An 18,998-nucleotide genomic window follows, 5' to 3' on the forward strand; every position below is an offset into this window, starting at 1 on the left:
CAGAAGCTGCGCGACTACCTCAAGCAGGCCGCCAAGGACCTGCGCGAGGCCCGCGGCCGGGTGCACGAACTCGAGGAGCGCGACCGCGAGCCGATCGCGATCGTCGGGATGAGCTGCCGGTACCCCGGCGGCGTCACCTCGCCCGACGAGCTGTGGCGGCTGGTCGCCGACGGCACCGACGCCATCTCGGGGTTCCCGGACGACCGCGGCTGGACCGCCGGCGACGTCTACGACCCCGACCCCGAGACACCCGGCAAGTCGTACGTGCGCGAGGGCGGGTTCATGTCCCGCCCCGCCGACTTCGACCCCGGCTTCTTCGACATCAGCCCGCGCGAAGCCCTCGCGATGGACCCGCAGCACCGGCTGCTGCTGGAGACGTCGTGGGAGGCCTTCGAGCGCGCGGGCATCGACCCGGCTTCCGTGCGCGGCCACAAGATCGGCGTCTACGCCGGCGTGATGTACCAGGACTACGCCGCCCGCCTGACGTCCGTGCCCGAGATCGTCGAGGGCTACCTCGGCAGCGGCAACGCGGGCAGCGTCGCCTCCGGGCGCGTCGCCTACACCTTCGGCTTCGAGGGCCCGGCGATCACCGTCGACACCGCGTGTTCTTCGTCGCTGGTCGCGCTGCACCTCGCCGTCCAGTCGCTGCGCCGCGGCGAGACGACGATGGCCCTCGCCGGCGGCGTGACGATGATCGTGACACCCGCCGGGTTCATCGAGTTCAGCCGCCAGCGCGGCCTCGCCCCGGACGGCCGCTGCAAGTCGTTCGCCGGCGCGGCGGACGGCACCGCGTGGGCCGAAGGCGTCGGAATGCTGCTGGTGGAACGGCTTTCCGACGCGCGGCGGCTCGGGCACCCGGTGCTCGCCGTCGTCCGCGGCACCGCCGTCAACCAGGACGGCGCCAGCAGCGGCCTGTCCGCACCCAACGGGCCCGCGCAGCAGCGCGTCATCCGCGCCGCGCTCGCCGACGCCGCGCTGACGTCCGACCTCGTCGACGCCGTGGAAGCGCACGGCACCGGCACCGTCCTCGGCGACCCGATCGAGGCACAGGCCGTGCTGGCCACCTACGGCGCCGAGCGACCGGCCGACCGGCCGCTGCTGCTCGGCTCGTTCAAGTCGAACGTCGGTCACACGCAGGCCGCGGCCGGCGTCGGCGGCGTGATCAAGATGGTCGAGGCCATGCGCCACGGCGTCCTGCCGAAGACCTTGCACGTCGACGAGCCGACCCCGCACGTCGACTGGGAAGCGGGCGCGGTCGAGCTGCTCACCGAGGCCCGGGAGTGGCCGGAGACCGGCCGTCCGCGCCGGGCCGGGGTGTCGTCGTTCGGCGTCAGCGGCACCAACACGCACGTCATCCTGGAGGAAGCGCCGGACGCAGAAGCGCCGGAAACCGCTGCGGCGCCCGCGATCCTGCCGTTCGTCCTTTCCGGACGGACCGAAGCCGCGTTGCGCGCCCAGGCCGGGCGACTGCTGGACGTCGACGCCGATCCGGTCGACCTGGCGGCGTCGCTGGCGCTGAACCGGGCGCACTTCGGTGAGCGGGCCGTCGTCCTCGGGGACCTCGACGCGGGGCTGCGTGCGCTCGTCGCCGGGGAACCGTCGCCGTCGGTGATCCGGGACGCCGTCACCGCGGGTGAAGTCGCGTTCCTCTTCTCCGGCCAGGGTTCCCAGCGCGCCGGGATGGGCCGGGAGCTGTCCGAGACGTACCCGGTCTACGCGGCGGCGTTCGACGAGATCTGCGCGGGTTTCGACCCCCGCGTGCGTGAGCTGGTCCTCGACGGCGGCGCGGACCTCGACCGCACCGAGTACGCCCAGGCCGCGCTGTTCGCCGTCGAGGTGGCGCTGTACCGGCTCGTCGAGTCGTGGGGCGTCCGCCCGGCCGCCCTGCTCGGGCACTCGATCGGTGAGATCGCCGCCGCGCACGTCGCCGGGGTGTTCTCGCTGGCGGACGCGCAGACGCTCGTCACGGCCCGCGGCCGGCTGATGCAGGCGCTGCCGGACGGCGGGGTCATGGTCGCCGTCCGGGCGAACGAGGACGACGTCCGGGCGGCGCTGCGCGAGGGCGTGTCGATCGCCGCGGTCAACGGGCCGCGGTCGGTGGTGCTCTCCGGCGAGGCCGGCGCCGTCGCCGGGGCCGCGGCCGGGTTCGGGAAGGCCAAGGCCCTCACCACCAGTCACGCGTTCCACTCCGCGTTGATGGACCCGATGCTGAGCGAGTTCCGGGCGGCCATCGACGGAATGGCGTTCGACGAACCGCGGATCCCGCTGATCTCCGACGTGACCGGCGCGTTCGCCACGCCGGGCCTGCTCACCAGCCCGGACTACTGGGTGCGGCACGTGCGCGAGACGGTCCGCTTCGCCGACGGTGTCACGGCGCTGCACACCGAGGGTGTCCGAACGTTCCTCGAACTCGGTCCCGACGGCGTGCTGAGCGCGCTGGCCCAGGACTGCCTGCCCGGCGACTCGGCGGCCGTCGCGGTCCTGCGCGCCGGACGGCCGGAAGCGCGTTCGGCCGTCGCCGCCCTCGCCCGGCTCCACACCCGGGGCGTCACCCCGGACTGGCGCGCCTACTTCGCGGGCAGCGGCGCTCGCCGTGTCGACTTGCCGACTTACCCGTTCCAGCGGACGCGCTACTGGCTGGAAGCCACCGGGTCCGGCGAGTTCATCGAGCCCGCCGTGAAGCCGGAACCGCCCACGGGAGCGCTGGCGGCCCGGCTGGCCGGCGCGCCGGCCCACGAGCGGATCCGGGTGCTGACCGACCTGGTCCGCGGGCAGGCCGCGGTCGTGCTCGGCCACGGGTCCGCCGACGAGATCCGCGCGGACCGGCCGTTCAAGGAGCTGGGTTTCGACTCGCTCACCGCCGTCGAACTGCGGACGCTGCTGGCCACCGCGCTCGGGCGCGAGCTGCCCGCCACGCTCGTCTTCGACCACCCGACGCCGTCGGCGCTGGCCGCGTTCCTCGACGGCGAGGAGATCGCGGCGCCGGAAACCGTGGTGGCGCACGACGAACCGATCGCCATCATCGGGATGAGCTGCCGCTACCCGGGCGGAGTTGGTTCGCCCGACGACCTGTGGCGGCTGGTCGCCGACGGCACCGACGCCATCTCGCCGTTCCCCGCCGACCGCGGCTGGGACATCGACGCGATCTTCGACCCCGACCTGTCCCGGCCGGGCACCACGTACTCGATCGAGGGCGGGTTCGTCGACGGCGCCGCCGAGTTCGACGCCGCCTTCTTCGGCATCTCCCCGCGTGAAGCGCTGGCCATGGACCCGCAGCAACGGCTGCTGCTGGAGGCGTCCTGGGAGGCGTTCGAGCACGCCGGCGTCGACTCGACGGCGTTGCGCGGCGCGAAGGTCGGCGTCTTCGCCGGCACCTCGGCGCAGGACTACAGCTCGCTGCTCGCCACGATCCCGGCCGAGGCCGAGGGGTACGTCGGCACCGGCACCGCGTCGAGCGTCGTCTCCGGCCGGATCGCCTACACCTTCGGTTTCGAGGGGCCGGCGCTCACAGTGGACACGGCGTGCTCGTCGTCGCTGGTGGCGCTGCACCTGGCCGCGCAGGCGCTGCGTTCGGGCGAGTGCTCGATGGCGCTGGCGGGCGGGGTGACCGTGATGTCCACCCCGGCCGGGTTCATCGAGTTCAGCCGCCAGCGCGGCCTCGCCCCGGACGGCCGTTGCAAGTCGTTCGCCGCGGCGGCCGACGGTGTCGGCTGGTCGGAAGGCGTCGGCGTGCTGCTGGTCGAACGGCTCTCGGACGCGCTGCGCAAGGGACACGAAGTTCTCGCCGTGGTCAAGGGTTCCGCGGTGAACCAGGACGGCGCTTCGAACGGGCTCACCGCACCGAACGGGCCCGCGCAGCAGCGGGTCATCCGCGCCGCACTGGCTTCCGCGCGGCTGGCACCCTCCGATGTGGACGTCGTCGAGGCGCACGGCACCGGCACGGTCCTCGGCGACCCGATCGAGGCGCAGGCTGTGCTGGCCACCTACGGCCAGGACCGGCCGGAGCCGCTCCTGCTGGGCTCGCTCAAGTCGAACATCGGCCACACGCAAGCCGCGGCGGGCGTCGCCGGCGTGATCAAGGTGGTCCAGGCGATGCGCCACGGCGTGCTGCCGGCGACCCTGCACGTCGACGAGCCGTCGCCGCACGTGGACTGGACGGCCGGCTCGGTCGAGCTGCTCACCGAGGCCCGGCCGTGGCCCGCTTCCGACCGGGTCCGGCGGGCCGGGGTGTCGTCGTTCGGGGTGAGCGGCACCAACGCGCACGTCATCCTGGAGGAACCGCCGGTCGTCGAGCCGCGGGAAGGGGAAGCCGGGCCGGTGCTGCCGTTCGTGCTGTCCGGGCGGGATGCCGAGGGCTTGCGGGCGCAGGCGGCGAAACTGCGGGCTGCCGACCTCCCGTTCGCCGATGCCGCTCGGACTCTGGCCACCGGGCGGGCGGCGCTGGAGCACCGGGCCGCGGTCGTCGCCGCGGATCGGGACGAGCTGATCGAGGGGTTGGGGGCGCTTGCGGAGGGGCGGGCGCACCGGTCCGTCGTGCAGGGCACGCCGGTGAGCGGCGGGGTGGCGTTCCTGTTCACCGGTCAGGGTTCGCAGCGGGCGGGGATGGGCCGGGAGCTGTACGAGACGTTCCCGGTGTACGCGGCGGCGTTCGACGCGGCCTGTGCGTTCCTCGACCCGCGGGTCGGGGAGCTGTCGGGTGCGCCGGACACCGATCTTGCGCAGCAGGGGATTTTCGCGGTGGAAGTGGCGTTGTTCCGGCTGCTGGAGTCGTGGGGTGTGCGGCCGGACGTGGTCGTGGGGCATTCGGTGGGGGAGATCGCGGCGGCGCACGTCGCCGGGGTGCTGAGCCTTGAAGACGCGGCCACGCTGGTCGCCGCCCGGGGGCGGTTGATGCAGGCGCTGCCCGAAGGCGGCGCGATGATCGCGGTCCAAGCGTCCGAAGCGGACATTCAGGTGCCGGAGGGTGTTTCCCTGGCTGCGGTGAACGGGCCGGACTCGGTGGTGCTGTCCGGTGAGGAAGCCGCGGTGACCGAGTACGCGTCGACGTTCGCGAAGACCAAGCGGCTCAACACGAGTCACGCTTTCCATTCGGCGTTGATGGAGCCGATGATGGCGGAGTTCGCCGCGGCGATCGACGGGCTCACCGTTGCCGAGCCGGTCATCCCGTGGGTGTCCACTGTGGAAGGTGGCGGCTCGGGCTACTGGGTACGTCAGGTCCGGGAGTGCGTCCGGTTCGCCGACGCGGTCAAGGCCACGAACGCGAGCACGTTCGTCGAGATCGGGCCGGACGCCGTCCTGAGTACCATGGTCGACGGTGCCATCCCGGTGCTGCGCAAGGACCACGGCGAAGTGCGGACCGCGATGGCCGCCTTGGCGCGGCTGCACGTCCGCGGGGTGACGCCGGACTGGACGCGCGTGCTGCCCGGCGGCCGGAAGGCCGACCTGCCGACGCAGGCGTTCCGGCGCGAGCGGTTCTGGGTGGAGCCGTCCTGGAACGCGGGGGACGTCACCGCCGCCGGGCTGGCCGCCGCGGACCACCCGCTGCTCGGTGCGGCCGTCGAGCTGCCCGGTACCGGCGGGTGTCTGCTCACCGGCTCGCTGTCGGTCAGGACGCACCCGTGGCTGGCCGACCACGCCGTGCAGGGCACCGTGCTGCTGCCCGGCACCGCGTTCGTCGAGCTCGCGCTGCGCGCCGCCGACGAGGTGGGCTGCGCGGCGATCGAGGAGCTCACCCTCGCCGCGCCGCTGATCCTGCCGCCGAAGGGCGCGGTCCGGGTCCAGGTCGCCGTCGGGGCGGCCGACGACGACGGCAAGCGGCCGGTCACCGTGCATTCGGCCACCGGCGACGACGACCAGGCGTGGCAACTGCACGCCACCGGCACCCTCGCCCTCGAGGCACCGGCACCGGGCAGCCTGAGCACTTGGCCGCCCGAGGGCGCCGCGGAGATCGACGTCACCGGGCTCTACGACGGCTTGCAGGACAACGGTTTCGGCTACGGTCCCGCGTTCCAGGGCCTGCGCGCGGCCTGGTCGCTCGACGGCGCCGTCTACGCCGAAGTCACCCTGCCCGACGAGCAAAAGGCCGCCGCGGGCCGGTTCGGGCTGCACCCGGCGTTGCTCGACGCCGGTCTGCACGCCGTCGGGCTCGGCGACTTCGTCACCGCCAAGGGACAGGGGCACCTGCCGTTCTCGTGGAACGGCGTCACGCTGCGGACGTCCGGTGCGGCGAGCCTGCGGGTTCGGCTGGCGCCGGCCGGGCCGGACACGATCAGCCTGACCGTCGCCGACGCACAGGGCCGGCCGGTCGCGTCGGCGGAATCCCTGCTGCTGCGCGCGATCTCGGCGGCCGGCATCGAAGCGCGGGCCGAGTACCACCGGTCGCTGTTCCGCCTCGACTGGGCGCCCGCCGCCACCGGCGCGGTACCGGCGGCCACCTGCGCGGTGCTCGGCGACCCCGCACTGGCGGCCGCCTTGCGCGGTGCCGGAGCGGTCGTCAAGACGGGCGGCGAACCGGCGGACTACACATTCCTGCCGATCACCGGCGACGACGTCCACCAGGTCACCACCGAAGTGCTCCGGACCGTGCAGGACTGGTCCACCGGGCGGCTGGTGTTCGTGACCAGGGGTGCGGACCAGGACGTCGCCCTGGCGGCCGCGTGGGGTCTCGTGCGCACCGCCCAGGCCGAAAACCCGGACCGCTTCACGCTCCTGGACCTCGACGGCGACCTCGACGGCCGCGCCGTCCTGGCGGCCCTCACCGGCGGCGAACCCCAGGTCCGGCTGCGTGGCGGCGAGACCTTCGCGCCCCGCCTGGCTCGCGTCCCGGCGGGGGAGGCGGCCGCACGCGAGTGGAACCCGGACGGCACCGTGCTCATCACCGGCGGCACCGGCACCCTCGGCGGCCTGCTCGCCCGGCACCTCGCCGCGAAGGGCATCCGGCACCTCGTGCTCGCGGGCCGTCGTGGACCGGACACGCCGGGTGCCGCCGAGCTCGTGTCCGCATTGGACGGTCTGGGGGCGCGGGCGGAAGTCGTGGCGTGCGACGCCGCCGACCGCGACGCCTTGGCGTCGCTCCTGGCCGGGATCCCCGCCGAGCACCCGCTGACCGCCGTCGTGCACACCGCCGGCGTCCTCGACGACGGCGTCATCGCCTCGCTGACCCCGGAGCGGTTCGCGACCGTGCTGCGGCCGAAGGCGGACGCCGCGTGGCACCTGCACGAGCTGACCGAGCACCTCGACCTGGCCGCGTTCGTGCTGTTCTCTTCCGCGGCGAGCACGCTCGGCAACGCCGGGCAGGCCAACTACGCCGCCGCCAACGCCGTCCTCGACGCGCTGGCCCGCCACCGGCACGCCCGCGGCCTGCCCGCGACGGCGCTGGCCTGGGGTCTGTGGGAGCAGTCGAGCGGCCTGCTCGGCGAGCTCACCGACGTCGACAAGCGCCGGATGAACCGCGGCGGCTTCGGCGCGCTGGCCACGGCGGACGCGCTCGCGCTGTTCGACACCGCCCTCGGCCTGGCCGAACCGGTGCTGCTGCCAATGGAGCTGGACCTCGCGGCGATGCGGACGCGGATCGGGAATGGCCCGGTGCCGCCGCTGTTCCGCGGGCTCATCCGCGGCGCCCGCCGTCCGGCCGCCGCGCCGGAGGAAGGTGCGCTGGCCGCCCGGCTGGCCGCGGTGCCCGCCGAAGAGCAGGAAGCCGTCCTGCTCGACCTGGTGCGGACGCAGGTCGCGGCCGTGCTCGGGCACGCGTCCGCCGACGCCGTCGACCCGGAACGCGGGTTCGGCGACTTCGGGTTCGACTCGCTCAGCGCCGTCGAGCTGCGCAACAACCTGGCCGCCGCGACCGGCCTCCGGCTGCCCGCGACGCTGATCTTCGACTACCCGGACCCGCGGGTTCTCACCGGCTTCCTCCTCGCGGAACTGGGCCGGGGCGAGACCGGCGTGGCCGATCCGGCGCTCACGGCGTTGGCCCAGCTCGAGGCCGGTCTGGCCGCCGGGGAACCGGCGGAAGCGACGCGGATGGCGCTTAGAACCCGTTTGGAAGTGCTGCTTGCGACCCTCTACCCGCGGACCGGTGACGAGGGCGGCACCGGTGCGGGCCTGGACACCGCGACGGACGAAGAGCTGTTCGCCCTGATCGACCAGGACTCCGAGGTCCACTAGCGGCCGCCCGCCGACCCACCGATCCACCGAGGAGACGCCCGGAATGGCGAACGAAGACACCCTCCGCGACTACCTGAAGCGGGCCACGGCCGACCTGCAGCAGGCCCGGCAGCGGCTCGGCGCGACGCGCTCGCAGCTGGCCGAGCTCGAAGCGCAGGCCAGGGAACCGATCGCCATCATCGGGATGAGCTGCCGCTACCCCGGTGGCGTCGGCGACCCCGACGGGCTGTGGGACCTGGTCGACACCGGCCGGGAGGGCATCGGTCCGTTCCCCGAGGACCGCGGCTGGGACCTGGGCAAGCTCTACGACCCGGACCCCGACCAGCCCGGCACGTACTACGTGACCGAAAGCGGTTTCCTGCGCGGGGCCGCGGACTTCGACCCGGCGTTCTTCGGTATCTCGCCCCGCGACGCCCTCGCCATGGACCCGCAGCAGCGGCTGCTGCTGGAGCTGTCCTGGGAGGCCGTCGAAGCGGCCGGGCTGGCCCCGGCGTCGCTGCGGGGCAGCAGGACCAGCGTGTTCGCCGGCGTGATGTACAACGACTACGCCGCCCGGCTGCAGCCCGTGCCCGACGGCTTCGAAGGGTTCATCGGCAACGGCAGCGCGGGCAGCATCGCGTCCGGGCGCGTCGCCTACACCTTCGGGCTGGAAGGCCCGGCGCTCACCATCGACACGGCGTGCTCGTCGTCGCTGGTGGCGCTGCACCTGGCCGCCACCGCGCTGCGCCGCGGCGAGTGTTCGCTGGCACTGGCCGGCGGCGTGACCGTGATGTCCACCCCGACCGCGTTCATCGAGTTCAGCCGGGCCCGCGGGCTCGCGCCGGACGGGCGCTGCAAGTCCTTCGCCGCCTCCGCCGACGGCACCAGCTGGGGCGAGGGCGCCGGGATGCTGCTGGTGGAACGGCTTTCCGACGCCCGGCGGCTCGGCCACCCGGTGCTGGCCGTCGTCCGCGGGACCGCGGTGAACCAGGACGGCGCCTCGAACGGCCTCACCGCGCCGAACGGCCCGGCCCAGCAGCGGGTGATCCTCGACGCGCTGGCCGCCGCCGGGCTCTCACCGTCCGAAGTGGACGCTGTCGAGGCACACGGCACCGGCACGGTGCTCGGCGACCCGATCGAGGCCCAGGCGGTGCTCGCCACCTACGGCCAGGACCGCGCGGAGCCGCTCTACCTGGGGTCGCTGAAGTCGAACATCGGGCACAGCCAGGCCGCGGCCGGCGTCGGCGGCGTGATCAAGATGGTGCAGGCCATGCGCCACGGCGTGCTGCCGAAGACACTGCACGTCGACGAGCCGAACCCGCGCGTCGACTGGACCGCGGGCGCCGTCGAACTGCTCACCGAGGCCCGGCCGTGGCCGCAAACCGGGCGGCCGCGGCGCGCGGGCGTGTCGTCGTTCGGGGTCAGCGGCACCAACACGCACGTGGTGCTCGAACTGCCCGAGGAGACCGACACCGGCGAGCGGACCGTGCCGCCGGTGCTGCCGTTGCTCATTTCCGCCCGCAGCCAGGACGCACTTGCCGCCCAAGCGCGGTCTCTTGTGGACCGCATCGACGAGGAGTCCCTTGTGGACACCGCGTTCACCACGACAACCCGCGCGCGGCACCCGCACCGGGCTGTCGTGCTCGGCCGCGACCGCGAGGAACTCCTTGCCGGGCTGGCGGATCTCGCGGCCGGGAAGCCCACCGCCGTCACGGACACCGCGGCGCCGGGCAAGACCGCGTTCCTCTTCTCCGGGCAGGGCGCCCAGTACGCGGGCATGGCGACGGAGCTGTATGAGGCGTACCCGGTGTTCGCGGCCGCCCTCGACACGGCTTTGGCCGAGCTGGACCCCGCGGTGCGCGGGGCGGTGTTCGACGGCGACCGCCTGGACGACACCGAATTCACCCAGCCCGCGCTGTTCGCCGTCGAGGTCGCGCTGTTCCGGCTCCTCGAAGCCTGGGGCGTGCGGCCGGACTTCCTGCTCGGGCACTCGATCGGCGAGATCGCGGCCGCGCACGTGTCCGGCGTCCTCTCGCTGGCCGACGCGGCCACGCTGGTCACCGCCCGCGGCCGGCTGATGCAGGCCCTGCCCGCGGGTGGCGTGATGGTCGCGGTCGAGGCCGGCGAGGGCGAAATCGCCCCGACGCTGCCCGACGACGTCGCGATCGGCGCCGTCAACGGGCCCGGCGCGGTGGTGCTCTCCGGCCCGGCCGAATCGGTCACGGCAGTCGCCGCGGCCTGGGCGGACAAGGGCCGCAAGACCCGCGAACTCGTGACCAGCCACGCGTTCCACTCGCCGCTGATGGCGCCGATGACCGCGGACTTCCGCGCCGCGCTCGCCGGGCTCGCGTTCGGGACGCCGTCGATCCCGGTCGTCTCGACCGTGACCGGGAAGCCGATCGCCGACGAGTTCGCCGACCCCGGCTACTGGGTCACGCACGTGCTGGCCACGGTCCGGTTCGCCGACGGCGTTTCGACCCTGCGCGAGGCGGGCGTGACGACGTACGTCGAGGTCGGGCCGGGCGGCCGGCTGGCGGCGCTCGTGCCCGAGGACGCCGTCGCCGTCGCCACGCTGCGGCCCGAGCGGCCGGAACCGCTGACCTTCGCGGCCGCGGTCGCCCGGCTGCACACGCGCGGCCGCGAACCGGACTGGGCGGCGCTGTTCGAGGGCACCGGCGCGCGGCGGATCCCGCTGCCGACGTACGCCTTCCAGCGCGACCGCTACTGGCTGGAAGCCAAGGAAACCGCCGGTGACGCGGCTTCGGCCGGCCTGGGGGCGACCGAACACCCGCTGCTCGGCGCGGCGGTGTCGCTGGCCGGCGGCGACGGGTTCCTCTTCACCGGCGTGCTGTCCCGGCGGGCGCACCCGTGGCTCGCCGACCACGCCGTGCTGGGCACGGTGCTGCTGCCGGGCACGGCGATGCTGGAACTCGCGCTGCGGGCGGGGGAGCAGGCGGGCTGCGGACGCGTCGAGGAGCTGACGCTGGAAGCCCCGCTGGTTCTCGGCGACGACGGCGTCCAGGTCCAGCTTTCGGTGGGCTCGCCGGACGCCGAAGGGCGGCGGAGCGTCGGCCTGCATTCGCGCCCGGACGGCGCCGCCTTCGACGAGCCGTGGGTGCGGCACGCCACCGGCTTCCTGGCGCAGGGGACGGCCACGCCGGGACCGGACCTGAGCGAGTGGCCGCCGCCGGGTGCCGAACCCGTTTCGGTGGAGGGGATCTACGACGCCGTCGAGACGGCCGGATTCCACTACGGACCGGCGTTCCGCGGGCTGCGCGCGGCTTGGCGCCGTGGCGACGAGGTGTTCGCCGAAGTCGCGCTCGACGCCGAGTACGACGCCGGGCGCTTCGGCGTCCACCCGGCGTTGCTGGACGCGACCCTGCACGCGGCGGGCCTGGCCACGCCGGACGCGACGCCGGAAGGGCGGCTCCCGTTCGCGTGGACCGACGTCTCGCTGTTCGCCTCGGGCGCCTCCGAGGTCCGGGTCCGGCTGGTCCCGGCGGGCACCGATGCGGTGTCGCTGACGCTGGCCGACCCGGCCGGGAAGCCGGTCGCCACCATCGGTTCGCTGGTCTCACGACCGGTGTCGGCCGACGGTCTGGACGCCGCCCGCAGCCTGCGGGACGCACTGTTCACCGTGGACTGGCAGCCGGCGCCGGAAGGGGACTTCGCCGGGCCGGTCGAGGTCGTCGAGCTTCCGGCCACCACGGGCTCGGTGCCTTCCCGGGTCCGGGCGGCGGCCGCCGCGACGTTGAAGCTGCTCCAGGACTGGCTCGCGGGCTCGTCGGAAGCCCGGTTCGGGCTGGTGACGCGGGGTGCGGTGGCCGACGAACCCGACCTCGCCGCGGCCGCCGCGTGGGGGCTCGTGCGGGCCGCGCAGTCGGAGAACCCGGGCCGGTTCGTGCTGCTCGACATCGACACCGGCGAGCTGTCCGACGATGTCCTCGCGGCCGCCGCCGCCACCGGGGAACCCCAGCTCTCGCTCCGCGACGGCGAACTGCGGATGCTGCGCCTGGTCCGCCCACCGAAGTCCGATGTGGACGCTCCCGTGCTCGACGGCACGGTGCTGATCACCGGTGGCCTCGGCAGCATCGGTGCGCTGACCGCCCGGCACCTGGCCGGGCAGGGGGTGCGGCGGCTGGTGCTGACCGGGCGTCGCGGACCGGACACCCCTGGTGCCGCCGAACTGGTCGCAGAACTCACTTCGCTGGGCGCCGAGGCCGTCGTGGTGGCGTGTGACGTCGCCGATCGTGAGGCGCTTGCGAAGGTGCTGGCGGACATCCCCGACCTGACCGCGGTCGTGCACGCGGCGGGCGTGCTCGACGACGGCGTCGTGGAATCCCTGACGCCCGAACGGTTCGAGGCCGTGTTCCGGCCCAAGGTCGACGCCGCTTGGGCGTTGCACGAGCTGACCGTGGACCGGCCGCTGTCGGCGTTCGTCGTGTTCTCGTCGGCTGCCGGTGTCATGGGCGGTGCGGGTCAGGGCAACTACGCCGCGGCCAACGCGTTCCTCGACGCGCTGATGACCCGGCGCAGGGCCGCCGGCCTCCCGGGCACCGCAATGGCGTGGGGCGCCTGGGCCCAGGGCATGGCCGCCGACCTCGCCGACGCCGACCTGCGCCGGATGAGCCGCGGCGGCATGATCCCGCTGTCCACAGTGGACGGACTTGCGTTGTTCGACGCGGCGCTCGCTTCGCCGTCACCGGTGCAGCTCCTGAGCCGGCTGGACCTCGCCGTGCTCGGCAAGCAGGCCGCGTCCGGGATGCTGCCGTGGCTGCTGCGCGGGCTCGTCCGGACGCCGATGCGGCGAGCGGGCGAGGCCGTCGACACCGGGCTCGCCCAGCGGCTGGCCGGACTGGCCGAGCCGGCGCGCCGGGAAGTGCTTTCCGACGTCGTCAGCACGCACGTCGCGGCCGTGCTCGGGCACGGTTCGACGGCCGCGGTCGACCTCGACGGCGCGTTCAAGGACCTCGGGTTCGACTCGCTGACCGCGGTCGAGCTGCGCAACCGCCTCGGCGGCGCGACCGGCCTGCGGCTGCCCGCGACGCTGATCTTCGACTACCCGAGCCCGGCCGCGCTGGTCGAGCACCTGGTCACCGAGCTGGGCGGCGCGGCCGCCCCGGTGGTCCCGGTGACGACGTCCGTCCCGGCCGACGAACCCCTGGCCATCATCGGGATGAGCTGCCGCTACCCCGGCGGCGTCCGCTCGCCGGAGGAGTTCTGGGAGCTGATCGCGGCCGGCCGCGACGGCATTTCGGGCTTCCCGACCGACCGCGGCTGGGACCTGCCCGAGACGGACTTCGTGCCCGAAGGCGGGTTCCTTTACGACGCCGACCGCTTCGACCCGGAGTTCTTCGGCATCTCGCCGCGCGAAGCGATGGCGATCGACCCGCAGCACCGGCTGCTGCTGGAGACGGCGTGGGAGTCGTTCGAGCGCGCGGGCATCGACCCCGGCTCGGTCAAGGGCAGCCGGACCGGCGTGTTCGCCGGGCTGATGTACCACGACTACGTCTCGCGGCTCACCGCCGTGCCGGACGACCTGGCGGGCTACCTCGGCAACGGGAGCGCGGGCAGCGTCGCCTCGGGGCGCGTGGCCTACACGTTCGGGCTGGAAGGGCCCGCGGTCACGATCGACACGGCGTGCTCGTCGTCGCTGGTGGCCCTGCACCTGGCCGCGCAGTCGCTGCGTTCGGGCGAGTGCACGATGGCGCTCGTCGGCGGCGTGACGGTGATGTTCACGCCGACCGCGTTCCTCGAGTTCAGCCGTCAGGGCGGGCTGTCGGGCAATGGGCGCTGCAAGTCCTTCGCCGCGTCCGCCGACGGCACCGGCTGGGCCGAAGGCGCCGGAATGCTGCTGGTGGAACGGCTTTCCGACGCACGGCGGCTCGGGCACCCGATCCTGGCCGTGGTCCGCGGGACGGCGGTCAACCAGGACGGTGCGTCCAACGGCCTCACCGCGCCCAACGGCCCGGCGCAGCAGCGCGTCATCCGGGAAGCGCTGGCCGGAGCCCGCCTTCGGCCGTCCGAAGTGGACGTCGTCGAGGCGCACGGCACCGGGACCTCGCTGGGCGACCCGATCGAGGCGCAGGCGTTGCTGGCCACCTACGGGCAGGAGCGCTCGGAGCCGCTGTGGCTGGGCAGCGTCAAGTCGAACATCGGGCACACCCAGGCCGCGGCGGGGGTCGCGGGCGTGATCAAGATGGTCCAGGCCATGAAGCACGGCGTGCTGCCGGCAACGCTGCACGTCGACGAGCCGTCTCCGCACGTCGATTGGGAAGCGGGCGCGGTCTCGCTGCTCACCGAAGCCCGCCCGTGGCCGGAGACGGGCCGTCCGCGCCGAGCGGCGGTCTCGTCGTTCGGGGTCAGCGGCACCAACGCCCACGTCGTGCTCGAACAGGCTCCTGACCTGTTCGCTCCCGCCGAGAGCCGGTCGGCGGGTGTCGTGCCGTGGGTGTTGTCCGGGCGGAGTGCCGGTGCGCTGCGGGGGCAGGCCGAGGCGCTCGCCGCCGTGACCGCGGAGCCGGTGGACGTCGGGTGGTCGCTGGCCACCACGCGGGCCGCCTTCGACCACCGGGCCGTCGTGCTCGGGCGGGATCTCGCGGACTTCGCCACCGGCCTCGGAGGTGCCCAGGTGGTGAGCGGGATCGCGGGCCGGCCGGGCAAGGTCGTGTTCGTCTTCCCGGGGCAGGGTTCGCAGTGGGCCGGGATGGCGGTCGAGCTGCTCGGCTCGTCGCCGGTCTTCGCCGAGCGGCTCGCGGAGTGCGCGGCCGCGCTGTCGTCCTTTGTGGACTTCTCCGTGCTCGACGTGCTGCGGGAGAACCGTGACCTCGACCGCGTCGACGTCGTCCAGCCGGTGCTGTTCGCCGTGCTGGTATCGCTGGCCGCCGTGTGGCGGGCGCACGGGGTCGAGCCGGCCGCCGTCGTGGGGCACTCGCAGGGCGAAATCGCCGCCGCGGTCGTCGCCGGTGCGCTGTCCCTCGAGGACGGTGCGCGCGTGGTCGCCCTGCGCAGCAAGGAAATTCTCGCGCTCGGCGGAGACGGCGGGATGGCGTCCGTGGCGCTGTCCGCCGAAGCGGCCGCCAAGCGGCTGACCGACTGGGGCGGCGAACTCTCGCTCGCCGCGGTCAACGGCCCGTCCTCGGTCGTCATTTCCGGTGACGCCGGTCTGCTCGCCGAGTTCGTCGCGGGCTGCGCGGCCGACGACGTCCGCGCCAAGCTGATCCCGGTCGACTACGCGTCGCACTCCGCGCACGTCGACCGCATCCACGACCGGCTCCTGGAAGTCCTGGCGCCGATCACCCCGCGCACCGCCGACATCCCGTTCTGCTCCACCGTCACCGGCGGCTTCCTCGACACCGGCGGGTTGGACGCCGCCTACTGGGCCCGCAACCTGCGTGAGACCGTAGACTTCGCCGGTGCCACGAAAGAACTCCTGTCCGACGGCTACGGCGCCTTCGTCGAATGCAGCCCGCACCCGGTGCTCACCATGGCGATCGAGGAGACGGCGGAGCGGGCGGTCGTCGCCGTCGGCACCCTCCGGCGCGAGGACGGCGGTCCGGCCCGGCTGCTGACGTCGCTCGCCGAAGCGTGGGTGCGGGGCGTGCGCGTCGACTGGACCGCGGCGCTCGACGGCGGCCGGCGCGTCGACCTGCCGACCTACGCCTTCCAGCGCGACCGCTACTGGCTCGAATCACCGGCCGGTGCGGGCGACGTCAGCTCGGCCGGCCTGGCGACGGCGGACCACCCGCTGCTCGGCGCGGTCGTCCCGCTGCCGGAGTCCGGCGGGCTGGTGTGCACGGGCGCGCTGTCGCTGCGCACGCACCCGTGGCTGGCCGACCACAGCCTGCTCGGGACGGTCCTGGTCCCCGGCACGGCGCTGGTCGAGCTAGCGCTGCAGGCGGGGGCGCACGCCGGGCGTCCGGTGCTGGACGAGCTGACGCTGGAGGCGCCGATCGTGCTGCCCCCGGTGGGCGGGATCCAGGTGCAGGTCGTGGTCGGCGCGTCCGGCGAAGTGACCGTCCACTCGCGACCGGCGGGCTCCGAAGACCCGTGGCAGCGCAACGCTTCCGGCGTCCTCGGCACGAGCTCGGTCCCGGGCCTGTCCCTGACAGAGTGGCCGCCGGCGGGAGCCACCGCCGTCCCGATCGAGGGCGCGTACGCGGCGCTGGCCGAGCGCGGGTTCGGCTACGGCCCGGCGTTCCGGGGACTGCGCGCGGTCTGGCGCCGGGACGAGGAGGTCTTCGCCGAGGTCGTGATCGACGACGCCGACCGCTTCGGCCTGCACCCGGCGCTGCTCGACGCGGCCCTGCACGCGGGGATGGTCGCGGGGGACGGCGACGGCGGCGCGCGGATGCCGTTCGCGTGGACCGACGTCGTCCTGCACGCGACCGGTGCGTCGGCGATCCGCGTCCGGCTGACCCCGGACGGGCACCTCGACGTCGCCGACCCGACCGGCGTCCCGGTGGCGACCATCGGCTCGCTGGCGACGCGCCCGGTCTCGACGGTGACCGCGGGCCGCGACCCGCTGTTCCACGTGCAGTGGACGCCGGTCGGCTCGCCGGTCGCGACGGGCCCCGCGGAGCTGTTCGAGGTCCCGGCGGGCTCGGTGCACGAGGTCACGGCGTCGACGCTGGCCAAGCTCCAGGAGGAATCGGCGCGGCTCGCGATCGTGACGCGCGGTGCGGTGGCGACCCGGCCGGGCGAGGACGTCCCGGACCTGGCGGCGGCCGCCGTGTGGGGCCTGGTGCGCTCCGCGCAGACCGAACAGCCGGGCCGGTTCGTGCTGCTCGACGCCGAGGCCGGCACCCCGCGTGAGCTGCTGGAACGGCTCGCGGCGGGCGAGGAACCCCAGGTCGCGGTGCGAGACGGGCAGGTACTCGCCCCGCGCCTGGCCCGCCTGCCGGTCGAGGCCGCCGAAGCGGACGGCTTCGACCCGGCCGGGACCGTGCTCATCACCGGCGGCACCGGGCTGCTCGGCAGCCTCGTCGCCCGGCACGTCGCCGCGGCCGGTGCCGGGCACATCGTCCTGACCAGCCGCCGGGCCGCCGAACGGGCCGGACAGCTGGTCGCCGACCTGACCGCGGCCGGTGCGCGGGTCACCGTCGCCGAGTGCGACGCCGCCGACCGCACGGCCCTCGCCGGCGTCCTGGCCGCCATCCCGGCGGAGTTCCCCCTCCGCACCGTCATCCACGCCGCCGGCGTCCTCGACGACGGGCTGCTCGCCGGCCTCACCCCGGACCGCCTCGCCACGGTGCTCAAGCCCAAGGCCGACGCGGCCCGGAACCTCCACGAGCTGACCCACGACCTCACCGGCTTCTTCCTCTTCTCCTCGGCCGCCGGCATCCTCGGCAACGCGGGTCAGGCCGGGTACGCCGCGGCCAACGCCTACCTGGACGCCCTCGCCGCCCACCGGCGCGCGAACGGGCTCCCGGCGACGTCGCTGGCGTGGGGCCTCTGGGACGAAGCCAGCGACCTCACCCGTCAGCTCGGCGACGAAGGACGCGCAAAGGTGAGTCGCGCCGGGTTGCGGCCGCTCTCCACCGAGGAAGGCCTGCGGCTCTTCGACACCGCCCGCACGACGGCGGAAGCCGTGCTGGTCCCGATGCACCTCGACGTCGCCGCGCTCCGGCGGCAGTTCGGGACCGGGGGCGTGCCGCCGCTGCTGCGGGGGCTCGTCCGGCCGGCGATCCGCAAGGCCGCCGCCGCGGAAGCCGTGCCGCTCACCGGGCTCACCGGGGACGCGCTCCGGGACGTCGTCCTGGCGCAGGTGGCCGGCGTGCTCGGGTTCGCCGGGCCGGAAGCCATCCCGGCCGGGGTCGGCTTCCCGGAGATGGGCTTCGACTCGCTCACCGCCGTCGAGCTGCGCAACCGGCTGATCGGGCTCACCGGCCTCCGGCTGCCCGCCACCCTCGTCTTCGACCACCCGACGCCGGACGCGCTCGTCGAGTTCCTCGGCGGCGAGCTCGTCCCGGCGGAACCGGAAGCGTCCACAGCGGACACCGCGCCGGAGGAGGAGACCGGCAGCATCCAGCTCCTCTACCGGAAGGCCTGCGACGAAGGGAAAATCGCCGAAGCCGTCGAGTTCATCAAGGCGGCCTCGCGCCTGCGCCCGGCGTTCGACCGCCTCGACGACCTGAAGCAGCTGCCGGAACCGGTCCGCCTCGCCCGCGGCGACACGACCCCCGCGCTGCTCTGCTTCGCCGCGCCGGTCGCCATCACCGGGGCCCAGCAGTACGCGCGGTTCGCCGCCGGGTTCCGCGGGGAACGCGAGCTGACGATGATCCCCGCACCCGGGTTCCGGCCCGGCGAGCTGCTGCCCGCCACCGTGGAAGCGACCGTCGAGCTGCAGGCCGAACTGGTCTGGAACGCCGCGGGCGGCACGCCGTTCGTGCTGCTCGGGCACTCCTCCGGCGGCTGGCTGGCGCACGCCGTCGCCACGCACCTGGAGCAGCTCGGCTCGCCGCCCGAAGGCATCGTGCTGATGGACACCTACGTGCCGCAGAGCGGGCAGATCGACCGGTTCAAGAGCACCTTCGTCACCAGCGCGCAGGACCGCGAGGAGGAAGCCGGCGGCATCGACGACCGCAAGCTGACCGGCATGGGCTGCTACTTCCGCGTGTTCGCCGACTGGACGCCGGCGGAGACCGCCGTGCCGACGTTGTTCGTGCGCGCCACCGAATCCCTCCAGTCGGTCGGCGGGGAAGCGGCCGAAGGTGACGCGTGGCGGCCGACCTGGACGCCCGCGCACGTCGGCGTGGACGTGCCCGGCAACCACTGGTCGATGATGGAAAACCACGCCACGACGACCGCCGACGCCGTCCGCGCCTGGCTCGAAGACCACTGAAACCCGAGAAAAG

The 18,998-nt window shown here is 74.3% G+C and carries 2 protein-coding genes; both read left to right on the plus strand.

What is annotated here, in order from left to right:
• Positions 1 to 6 precede the first annotated feature (6 nt).
• Positions 7 to 8,163 carry an SDR family NAD(P)-dependent oxidoreductase gene (locus ACLJQM_RS13210; RefSeq protein WP_410631808.1) on the plus strand — a complete coding sequence of 2,719 codons (8,157 nt, stop codon included), beginning with the start codon at positions 7 to 9 and terminating at the stop codon, positions 8,161 to 8,163.
• Between the two features lie 43 nt (positions 8,164 to 8,206).
• Positions 8,207 to 18,985, plus strand: coding sequence for an SDR family NAD(P)-dependent oxidoreductase (locus ACLJQM_RS13215; protein ID WP_410631424.1), 10,779 nt, complete (start codon positions 8,207 to 8,209; stop codon positions 18,983 to 18,985).
• Positions 18,986 to 18,998 lie beyond the last annotated feature (13 nt).

It is taken from the genome of Amycolatopsis sp. cmx-4-83 (genome assembly GCF_046548815.1).
Lineage (GTDB): Bacteria > Actinomycetota > Actinomycetes > Mycobacteriales > Pseudonocardiaceae > Amycolatopsis > Amycolatopsis pretoriensis_A.